The 1,213-nt window shown below is 69.1% G+C and carries 1 protein-coding gene and 1 rRNA gene; one reads left to right on the top strand and one right to left on the bottom strand.

Annotation, left to right across the window (positions count from 1 at the left end; translation table 11 throughout):
- Nucleotides 1-1,010, top strand: a 1,010-nt coding sequence (locus C1J00_RS43365) for a DUF58 domain-containing protein (RefSeq protein WP_102914230.1), incomplete at its 5' end; no start/stop codon positions are given.
- Between the two features lie 76 nt (nt 1,011-1,086).
- Here C1J00_RS43365 and rrf read toward each other — a convergent pair.
- A 5S ribosomal RNA gene (gene rrf / locus C1J00_RS43360) occupies nt 1,087-1,203 on the bottom strand.
- Between the last annotated feature and the right edge of the window lie 10 nt (nt 1,204-1,213).

The following is a 1,213-nucleotide window of genomic DNA, read 5'->3' as shown; positions in this document are numbered from 1 at the left end:
AGATGTGTACAAGAGACAGCCTCAGCGTCCCCCCGGGCGAACGCCGCCGCGTGACCACCCGACTCCGCCCCACCCGCCGAGGCGACCGCCAGGCCGACCGCATCACCATCCGCTCGTTCGGCCCCCTCGGCCTCTTGTCCCGCCAGGGCACCCACCGGGCCCCCTGGACGGTACGCGTCCTGCCCCCGTTCACCAGCCGAAAGCACCTCCCCTCCAAACTGGCCCGCCTCCGCGAACTGGACGGCCGCACCAGCGTCCTCACCCGCGGCGAGGGCACGGAGTTCGACAGCCTTCGCGAGTACGTCCCCGGCGACGACACCCGCTCCATCGACTGGCGTGCCACAGCCCGCCAGACCACCGTCGCCGTACGCACCTGGCGCCCCGAGCGCGATCGCCACATCCTCCTGGTGCTGGACACCGGCCGCACCTCGGCCGGTCGCGTGGGCGACGCACCACGCCTTGATTCCTCCATGGACGCGGCCCTCCTCCTGGCGGCCCTCGCCTCCCGCGCCGGCGACCGCGTGGACCTCCTCGCGTACGACCGCAAGGTCCGCGCCCTCGTCCAGGGCCGCACGGCAGGCGATGTCCTTCCCGCTCTGGTCAACGCCATGGCCATGCTCGAGCCGGAGCTCGTCGAAACAGACGCCCGAGGCCTCACGGCGACTGCTCTCCGTACGTCCCCCCGCCGCTCCCTGATCGTCCTGCTCACCACGCTGGACGCGACCCCCATCGAAGAGGGCTTGCTCCCGGTCCTCACCCAGCTCACCCAGCGCCACACTGTCCTGCTGGCGTCGGTGGCAGACCCGCACATCACGGAAATGGCCGCAGCACGCGGCAATGCTGACGCCATCTACGAGGCCGCCGCGGCCGCACAGGCCCAGTCAGAGCGTCACCGCACAGCAGAACAACTCCGTCGCCACGGTGTCACGGTCGTCGACGCCACCCCGCACGACCTGGCGCCGGCCCTGGCAGACGCATACCTGGCATTGAAGGCGGCCGGACGCCTGTAAAACAGCGGGCCCCTCGAAAGGGGGCCCTAAACGCAGAAAACCCCGCATCCGAAGATGCGGGGTTTTCTCAAGAATTGTTCGGCGGCGTCCTACTCTCCCACAGGGTCCCCCCTGCAGTACCATCGGCGCTGTAAGGCTTAGCTTCCGGGTTCGGAATGTAACCGGGCGTTTCCCCTACGCTATAACCACCGAAACACTATGAA

This window comes from Streptomyces cahuitamycinicus (assembly GCF_002891435.1).
Classification (GTDB): Bacteria; Actinomycetota; Actinomycetes; order Streptomycetales; family Streptomycetaceae; genus Streptomyces; species Streptomyces cahuitamycinicus.
The sequence above is the reverse complement of the archived record's forward strand: the minus strand, read 5'-3'. Positions and strand labels throughout refer to the sequence as shown.